The organism is Streptomyces milbemycinicus, from assembly GCF_002154605.1.
Classification (GTDB): domain Bacteria; phylum Actinomycetota; class Actinomycetes; order Streptomycetales; family Streptomycetaceae; genus Streptomyces; species Streptomyces milbemycinicus.
Window position 1 is genome coordinate 1 of sequence record NZ_MUNE01000810.1, and the last position, 8,584, is coordinate 8,584.

Below are 8,584 nucleotides of genomic sequence, written 5' to 3' on the forward strand. Positions count from 1 at the left end.
TGCGCGGCCACGACGGCCCGCACGATGGCCAGCCCCAGACCGGTGTTGCCCGCGGCCCGCGAGCGGCTGGGGTCCGCACGCGCGAAGCGCTCGAACACCTCGGCCTGCAGCGCCTCGGGGATGCCAGGACCGTCGTCCGCGACCGTCAGCTCCGTCAGTCCTGTCTGTCCGGCGCGCACCCCCAGGCGGACCGCCACCTCGGTGCCCGGCGGGGTGTGCGTACGGGCGTTGGCGAGCAGATTGGCCACCACCTGCTGCAGCCGGTGCTCATCGCCCGTGACCGTCACCGGCTCCTCGGGAAGCTCCAGCGTCCAGCGGTGGTCCGGCCCCGCGGCGCGTGCGTCGCCCGTGGCGTCCAGCACCAGCCGCGTCAGATCGACGGACCCGCGGGCCAGCGGCCGGCCCGCGTCGAGCCGCGCGAGCAGCAGCAGATCGTCGACCAGCGTGCTCATCCGCTGCGACTCCGACTGGATCCGCTCCAGCGCGTGGCGCACCTCCGCGGGCACCGGCCCGTGGTGGCGCAGCGCCAACTCGGCGTGGCCGCGCACATTGGCCACCGGCGTCCGCAGCTCATGGCTGGCGTCCGCGGCGAACTGCCGCAGCCGCTCCTCGCCGGCGTGGCGGCGGGCCAGCGCATCGCCGACATGCCCGAGCATCCGGTTCAGCGCCGCGCCCACCTGGCCGACCTCGGTACGCGGATCGGTGTCCGGCACCGGCGCCGGCATCGCCACCTCCCCACTGGCCAGCGGCAGCCGCGCCACCCCGGCCGCGGTGGCGGTCACCCGCCGCAGCGGGCGCAGCGACAGCCGCACCCACAGCGCCCCCGCGACCCCCGTCACGGCGAGCGCGGACCCGAAGACCACGGCCTCCACCAGCTCCACCCGGTGCACCGTCTCCGCCACCGGCCGCAGCGGCAGGCCGGTGATCAGGACGTCGCCGTCGTCACCGGCCACGGCGAGCACCCGGTACGCGCCGATCGCCGACAGCCGGACGTCGTGCCCGCGGCCATCGACCGGCAGCTGAGCGAGGGCCTGCTGGTCGGCGCCGGTGAGCGGTACGCGGGTGTCCGTGTTGTCATGCACCACCGCCGCCTGCGTCGCCTCGCCGCCCTTCAGCCGGGCGCCGAACGTGTACGCGGACTGCCCGCGCGTATCGGGCCGGTTGTCCGCGTCCGGGCGCTCGCCGTGTTCCAGGCTTGCCGGGAACCGGCCGCCCGCCGCGGTCAGCTGCTGGTCCAGGCGGCGCACCAGAAAGCCCTCCAGCGCCAGGACCGTGGTCAGCCCGACCGCCAGGGACGCGGCCGCGAGCAGCACCACGAGCCCGGCGGTCAGCCGGGCGCGCAGCGTCCGGGGGAGCACGGCCCGCAGGGCGCGCGGCAGTGACGGCAGACGGCTCATGACACGCCTCACGACACGGCTCATGACACGTCCGGCTTGAGCACGTACCCGACCCCGCGCACCGTATGGATCAGCGGGGTCCGGCCCGCGTCGATCTTCTTGCGCAGATAGCTGATGTACAGCTCGACGACATGGGCCCGGCCGCCGAAGTCGTACGACCACACCCGGTCCAGGATCTGCGCCTTCGACAGCACCCGGCGCGGATTGCGCATCAAGAACCGCAACAGCTCGAACTCGGTGCGGGACAACTCGATCACCACCCCGCCCCGGGTGACCTCCCGCGCCTGCTCGTCCATCACCAGATCGCCCACCACCAGCCGGTCGGCCTGGTGGAGGTCCGACCCCCGGGCCATCCCGGCCCTGCGCAGCAGACCGCGCAGCCTGGCCAGGACCTCCTCCAGGCTGAACGGCTTGGTCACATAGTCGTCGCCGCCCGCGGTGATCCCCGCGATCCGGTCCTCCACGGCGTCCCGCGCGGTGAGAAAGAGCACACAGACGCCCGCCAGCTCGGCGCGCAGCCCGCGCAGCACGGTCAGCCCGTCGGAGTCCGGCAGCATCCAGTCCAGCACGACCGCGTCCGGACCGAACGCGCGCGCCGTGGCCAGCGCGGACGCCCCGTCCGCCGCGGTGCGGACCTCCCAGCCCTCGTAGCGCAGGGCCCCCGACAGCACCTCGGTCAGGTCGGGCTCGTCGTCGACGACGAGGACGCGTACGGGGGTGCCGTCGGGCCGCAGCAGGAAAGGGCTCGTGTTCTGGTTCTCCATGACGCATCCAGCATCCCCCGGGCGCCCCGCGCGCCGGGCTCCCCGGCTCTGTGAGCTTGCTCTGAGTTTCCTCTGAGCCGCCCCGGAGCCTGCCCCTTCCAAAGCCTTTTCAGAGGGTCCTCAGAAGTTGTCCTGTGAGGCTGACGGCCCCGCTCACGGAAAGGACGACCTTGTGGCCACCACCATCCACGACCGCCGCGCCGACCCGCCGCGCGCCCGGCCGCTCACCCCGGGGCCGCCCGGCCTCGTCCCCGCCCTCACCCAGCCGGCGATCGGGGCGGGCGCCGCCGCCGTGCTGGCCCTGTGGTGGCGCGACACCACCTCCGTGGTCGGCGTGGCCGGCTGGCTGACCGGCGCCGGGCGCATCACCGGACTGCTCGCCGGATACGCGACCGCCGTCCTGCTGCTGCTCATGGCCCGGGTGCCGGTGCTGGACCGCAACGTCGGCAGCGACCGGCTGGCCCGCTGGCATGCGACGGGCGGGCGGTACGTCGTCTCCCTCGCCCTCGCGCACACCCTGCTGATCATCTGGGGCTATGCGCTGACCTCGCACACCGGCGTCGTGGACCAGACCACCACCCTCGTCCTCCACTACCCGGACCTCCTCAAGGGCACCGTCGGCTTTCTGCTCCTCCTGGCCACCGGCGTCCTGTCCGCGCGCGCCGCCCGCCGCCGGGTCTCCTACGAGACCTGGCATCTGCTGCACCTCGCCACCTACCTGGCGATCTTTCTGGCCTTCGGTCACCAGCTCTCCGACGGCGCCGACTTCGTCGGCAACCGCACGGCCCAGCTGGCCTGGTACGGCCTGTACGGCGGGGTCGCGGCGCTGCTGCTGTGGTTCCGGTTCCTCCTCCCCGTACGGCGGGCGCTGCGCCACCGGCTGTGGGTCTCGGAGGTCCGGCCGGAGGCGCCCGGCGTCGTCTCGGTGTATCTGACCGGCGACCGTCTTGACGAGCTGCGCGCCGAGCCCGGCCAGTTCTTCCGCTGGCGCTTCCTCGCGCCCGGCTTGTGGTGGGCCGCCAACCCGTACTCCCTCTCGGCCGCCGCCCACCCCTCCTTCCTGCGGATCACGGTGAAGGCGGCAGGCGGCCACAGCGCGGCGCTGGCCCGGCTCGCGCCCGGCACCCGGGTCCTGGCCGAGGGCCCGTACGGGGCCTTCACCGCCCGCCGCCGCCGCGCGCCGAAGGTGCTGCTGCTCGGCGGCGGGGTGGGCATCACCCCGCTGCGGGCGCTGTTCGAGACCATCCCCGGCGAGGTGACCCTGATCTACCGCGCCCGGCGGCCGGAGGACCTGGCGCTGCGGACCGAACTCGACCAGCTCGCTGCCCGGCGCGGCGCCACCGTCCACTACGTCGTCGACGAGCCGGTCGAGTACTCGTCCCCGCTCACCGCGCGCGAGCTGCGCCGGCTCGTCCCGGACCTGGCCGAGCGCGATGTGTACCTGTGCGGTCCGCCGGGGATGGCGGAGGCCGCCCAGCGGGCCCTGCGCGGCGCGGGGGTGCCGCGCCGCCGTATCCACCACGAGTCGTTCGCCTTCTGACCCCGAGCCCGTAAAGGAGCCCTGGCCGTGCGCAAGGCCGCCCTCACCACCGTCTCGACCGTCGCGGGCGTGGTCCTGCTGCTGTCGCTCAAACCGCACACCGACACCCCGACGACGGCGCCGCCCGCGGTGGCGGCCCAGCCGCCGTCCCCGTCCTCCGCCCCGTCCTCCTCTCCGTCGTCCTCCCCGTCCTCCTCTCCGTCGTCGAGCGGTGCGGCGGCGGCGCCGTCGCCGTCCACCTCGCACACCACCTCGGCCGGCCCGACCGGCACCTACACCGGCGACACGATCAACACCCGCTACGGCCCCGTGCAACTCGCCGTCACCCTCTCCAAGGGGAAGATCACCGCAGTCAAGGCGCTGCAGACCCCGTCCGGCGACGGCCGCTCCCAGCAGATCGCCTCGTACGCCGTACCGCAGCTCACCAACGAGACGCTGCAAGCCCAGAACGCGCAGATCGACACCGTCTCCGGCGCCACGTACACCAGCGACGGCTACGTCCAGTCCCTGCAGAGCGCCCTGGACCAGGCCGGTGTCTGAGCGGGTGTCCGAGCCGGTGTCCGAGCCGGTGTCCGAGGGGCGGCGCGGGGGCGTGCGCCATGTCGAGCACGTCATGGGAACCGTCTTCTCGTTCGACATCCGCGACCCGGCCACGCCCGCCATCGGCCGGGCCCTGAAGGAGGCCGTGGCCTGGCTGCACCACGTGGACGAGGTCTTCTCCCCGTACCGCCCGGACAGCGCCATCAGCCGGCTCGGCCGGGGCGAGCTCTCCGTGGAGCGGTGCGGGCCCGAGGTGGCCGAGGTGCTGGGCCTGTGCGAGGCGGCGGAGCGCGCCACCGACGGCTGGTTCAGCCATACGGCCGGGGGCCGGCTCGACCCGTCCGGGATGGTCAAGGGCTGGGCGGTGGAGCGGGCCTCGGCGATCCTGTACGGGGCGGGGGCGCACAACACCTGTGTGAACGGCGGCGGGGACATTCAGCTGCGGGGCGAGGCGGCCCCGGGCGTGCCCTGGCGGGTCGGCATCGCGCACCCCCTGCTCCCCGGGGCGCTGTGTGCCGTCGTCACCGGCCGCGACCTGGCCGTCGCCACCTCAGGCACGGCCGAACGCGGCCCTCACGTACTGGATCCGCACACCGGTGAACCGGCCACCGCCCTGGCCTCCCTCACCCTGACCGGCCCCGGCCTGACCTGGACCGACGCCCTGGCCACGGCCGCCTTCGCGATGGGCCCGGCCGCCCGCGCCTGGACCGAGGCCCTGGAATCCCATCAGGCCATGGGGGTCACCGCCACCGGCGACCTCTGGCAGACCCCGGGCTTCTGAGTCTGAATCTGCGGTGAGTATGGGACGGCGACACGCCGACGCCACGGCGTGTCGCCGTCCCATACTCACCGCAAACGGGGTCAGTCCGACTTGTGGGCGGCGCGCGAGCGGCCCGGCGCCGAGGTCGCCGCCTTGGTGACGTCCGCGACGACCTCGACCACGTCCGGGCCGTACGCCTGCGAGTTCACGACCTTCAGCAGCAGACAGAAGGAGCCCTGCGCGCCGTACTTGCGGGCCAGCCGGGTGCGGTTGCGTACGAGGTGGCGGATCGCGGCGCGGTGGGTGACCGGCCGCTGGCCCGCGGCCAGGAACACGGGACGGCCGCTCTCGCCCGCCGTGAGCCGGGCCAGCAGCACATACTCCACGGCGCCCGGCTCCGGGCGGTACTCGGTCCCGCCTATGGTGAACGAGCCGCGCTCCTGCGTCTCGTCGCCCTCGTGGACCGCGACCCCCGGCAGCAGATTGCCCATGTGGGCGGCGAGGCGGCGGTGCGCGGTCGGGTCGCCGACACAGAACTCGGTGCGCGCCCCGAAGCCCTGGAGCCCCGTGTCATGCGGGGCCACCTCGGCGTGTGCGCCGCAGTTCTCCACGACGGCGGCGATCCCGAACAGCGCGAGCGCGTCATGGCGCGGGATGCTCCAGTGCGCGGAGGTGCTGTCCCGGTGGGTGACCAGCACGCACTCCGAGCCGTCCGGCAGCCCGAAGAACGCCTGCTCGCGGGCGCGCTTGCGGCGCGCATAGGCTGAGTGCACGGCCCAGCCGAGGGCCAGGCCCACGACCAGGGCCGCGCCGGAAGCGATGAGGTCCTGCACGGTGTCAGTCATGGCCGCGCATCGTAGCCGCGATGTGGGTGTTTGTTCGAGCGGGCGGGGGCTTTGCCTTCTGTGCGCCCCCTGTCGTTTCCGGGACGGTCACCGGTAGGCTCCGGCCCCTGCCGCTCGCTTGGAGGCCCGGATGGAGCACCCCGCAAGACCAGCCGCAACGTCCCCGATAACAGCCGCGCCAACAGCAACTTCCACTCCTTTGCGCCGACTTCCGGCCCTCGCCGCGACGGCCGGTCTGGTCGTCGTCCTCGGCATCGCCCCGGCGGGCGCGCGAGGCGGCGCAGCGGGCGGGGCGGCCCCGGCCGACACACCCGCCAAGACCCCTGTGGCCGTCGGCTACGGCGGCGCGGTCTCCAGCGTGGACGCCGACGCCTCGGCGGCCGGAATCGAGGTGCTGCGGCGCGGCGGCAACGCGGTGGACGCGGCCGTGGCCACCGCGGCCGCGCTCGGCGTCACCGAGCCGTACTCGGCGGGCGTCGGCGGCGGTGGGTACTTCGTCTACTACAGCGCCAAGCAGCACAAAGTGTTCACCCTCGACGGGCGCGAGACCGCGCCGCGCAGCGCGGACGACAAGCTCTTCCTGGACAAGGACGGCAAGCCGATCCCGTTCGCCGACGTGGTCACCAGCGGACTCAGCATCGGCACCCCCGGCACCCCCGGCACCTGGGACACCGCGCTGGACACCTGGGGCACCCGCTCCCTCGCCCAGGTGCTGAAGCCCGCGCAGCGCATCGCCCGTGACGGCTTCACCGTCGACGCCACCTTCCGTCAGCAGACCGCCGACAACCAGGCCCGCTTCAAGGACTTCCCGGACACCGCCAAGCTGTTCCTGCCCGGCGGCGAACTGCCGGTCGTCGGCTCCACCTTCACCAACCCCGACCTGGCCCGCACCTACGCGCTGCTGGCCAAGAAGGGCGTCGGTGCCGTCTACAAGGGCGAGCTGGGCCGCGACATCGTCAAGACGGTGCGCAAGCCCCCCGTGGACCCCGCGGCGCAGCGCGTCGTACGGTCCGGCGACCTGACCGAGCGGGATCTCGCCTCGTACAAGGTCAAGCGCCAGGCCCCGAGCAAGACCTCGTACCGCGGCCTCGACGTGTACGGGATGGCCCCGTCCTCCTCCGGCGGCACCACGGTCGCCGAGGCGCTGAACATCCTGGAGAAGACCGACCTCACCAAGCTCAGCGACCGCGACTATCTGCACCGCTACATCGAGGCCAGCCGGATAGCCTTCGCCGACCGCGGGCGCTGGGTCGGCGACCCGGCCTTCGAGGACGTGCCGACCAAGGGCCTCACCTCGCAGCGGTTCGCCGACTCACGGGCCTGCCTGATCAAGGCCGACGCCGTGCTGAGCAGCCCGCTCGCGCCCGGCGACCCCGCCCGGCCCACCGGCTGCGACAGCGGCGGGACCGCGGCCCCCACCACGTACGAGGGCGAGAACACCACCCACCTCACGGTCGCCGACAAGTGGGGCAACGTCGTCGCCTACACCCTCACCATCGAGCAGACCGGCGGCAGCGGCATCACCGTGCCCGGCCGCGGCTTCCTGCTCAACAACGAGCTCACCGACTTCTCCTTCGCCCCCGCCAACCCCGCCGTCCACGACCCGAACCTGCCCGGCCCCGGCAAGCGGCCGCGCTCGTCCATGTCGCCGACGATCGTCACGGACAAGGGCCGCCCGGTGCTCGCGCTCGGCTCGCCCGGCGGCGCCACCATCATCACCACCGTGCTGCAGACCCTGCTGGGCCACCTGGACCGCGGAATGCCGCTGGTCGACGCGATCGCCGCGCCCCGCGCCAGCCAGCGCAACGCCGCACAGACCGAACTGGAGCCGGGGCTGTGGAACAGCCCGCTGCGCGGACAGCTCACGACGCTCGGCCACTCCTTCAAGCAGAACCCCGAGATCGGGGCGGCGACCGGCGTACAACGGCTGTCCGGCGGGCGCTGGCTCGCGGCCGCGGAGACCGTACGGCGCGGCGGCGGCTCGGCGATGGTGGTCAGCCCGGACAAGTGACGGGACCGTTGTCGCTGGTGGACCTCGGCCGGCCGGTGTGTGCGGAGTCGGAAAAACTCCCGTAGCACGTTCGTAACCGTCCCCGTAACACAGAGGGTGTCGAATGCGTGCCCACTGGAGGGGGATTCGTCCACGGGAACGGGGACGGGGACACGGACGGGGACACGGGGAGAGGGATGACCATGGCTGGCGGTCAACTCCCGGCCGAGGTTGAGGAGTTCGCGCGCTACCTGCGTGCGCTGACGAGACGTCTGGACGCGGAGCAGGGCTGGTACGGAGTCTTCGCCCAGCGCGATCCGGAAGGCATGCGCGCATGCCTCGACGGCCGGGAGGTGCCGCCCTGGGACGTCGTCCAGGCCCTGCTCCAGGACCTGTCCGCCCAGCGCGGCCCCGACATGGCCAAGGAGGCCGCCACCCGCGCCGCCGCCCTCTACCGCGCCTCCGTCACCGCTTACGACACCATGGTCGGTGGCCGCACCGCCCTCCAGAGCCGGCTGGAGGCGATGCTCCGCGAGCAGCGGCACGCGGCCAAGCGCGAACGCGAACTCCACGCCGCCGTACGCGACGCCACCGCCGAAGCGGACGCCGACGCCGACGCCGACGCGAGGGAACGCCTCTCGACGAACCTCGCCTGGGCCCGCGACGACTGGGAGCGAGCCACCGCCCGCTGCGAGGAGCTCCGCGCCCGCCTGACCGCCCTGGACGCCTTGTCCACCCGAACCCCCGC

General features: G+C 73.6%; 7 protein-coding genes and 1 pseudogene. 5 read left to right on the forward strand and 3 right to left on the reverse strand.

Annotation, left to right across the window (positions count from 1 at the left end; genetic code table 11):
• The coding region (locus CCN51_RS46750; RefSeq protein ID WP_245881822.1) for a sensor histidine kinase at positions 1 to 1,397 on the reverse strand (1,397 nt) is incomplete at its 3' end.
• Positions 1,398 to 1,417: 20 nt separating this feature from the next.
• On the reverse strand, positions 1,418 to 2,161 hold the full coding sequence (locus CCN51_RS46755) for a response regulator transcription factor (RefSeq protein WP_014175492.1): 744 nt from the start codon (positions 2,159 to 2,161) through the stop codon (positions 1,418 to 1,420).
• 172 nt (positions 2,162 to 2,333) lie between these two features.
• On the opposite strand from CCN51_RS46755, the gene CCN51_RS46760 reads away from it, so the two are divergent.
• From CCN51_RS46760 to CCN51_RS46770, 3 genes are all read left to right on the forward strand, one after another.
• Entirely contained in the window at positions 2,334 to 3,701 is a 1,368-nt protein-coding gene (locus tag CCN51_RS46760) for a ferredoxin reductase family protein (protein WP_014175491.1), read from the forward strand.
• A 27-nt stretch (positions 3,702 to 3,728) separates the two neighbouring features.
• On the forward strand, positions 3,729 to 4,241 hold the full coding sequence (locus CCN51_RS46765) for an FMN-binding protein (RefSeq protein WP_014175490.1): 513 nt from the start codon (positions 3,729 to 3,731) through the stop codon (positions 4,239 to 4,241).
• 73 nt (positions 4,242 to 4,314) lie between these two features.
• Positions 4,315 to 5,022, forward strand: a complete 708-nt coding sequence (locus tag CCN51_RS46770; protein ID WP_055414153.1) for an FAD:protein FMN transferase — start codon at positions 4,315 to 4,317, stop codon at positions 5,020 to 5,022.
• Positions 5,023 to 5,102: 80 nt separating this feature from the next.
• Here CCN51_RS46770 and CCN51_RS46775 read toward each other — a convergent pair whose 3' ends face one another.
• Positions 5,103 to 5,846 (reverse strand): hypothetical protein, encoded by a 744-nt coding sequence (locus CCN51_RS46775; protein WP_014175488.1) that lies wholly within the window; start codon positions 5,844 to 5,846, stop codon positions 5,103 to 5,105.
• A gap of 199 nt (positions 5,847 to 6,045) precedes the next feature.
• On the opposite strand from CCN51_RS46775, the gene ggt reads away from it, so the two are divergent.
• Both ggt and CCN51_RS59485 read left to right on the forward strand, forming a co-directional pair.
• Complete coding sequence (gene ggt / locus CCN51_RS46780) at positions 6,046 to 7,857, forward strand: gamma-glutamyltransferase (protein WP_014175487.1); 1,812 nt, start codon at positions 6,046 to 6,048, stop codon at positions 7,855 to 7,857.
• A gap of 182 nt (positions 7,858 to 8,039) precedes the next feature.
• Positions 8,040 to 8,584 (forward strand): annotated as a pseudogene (locus tag CCN51_RS59485) (hypothetical protein); the annotation flags it as partial.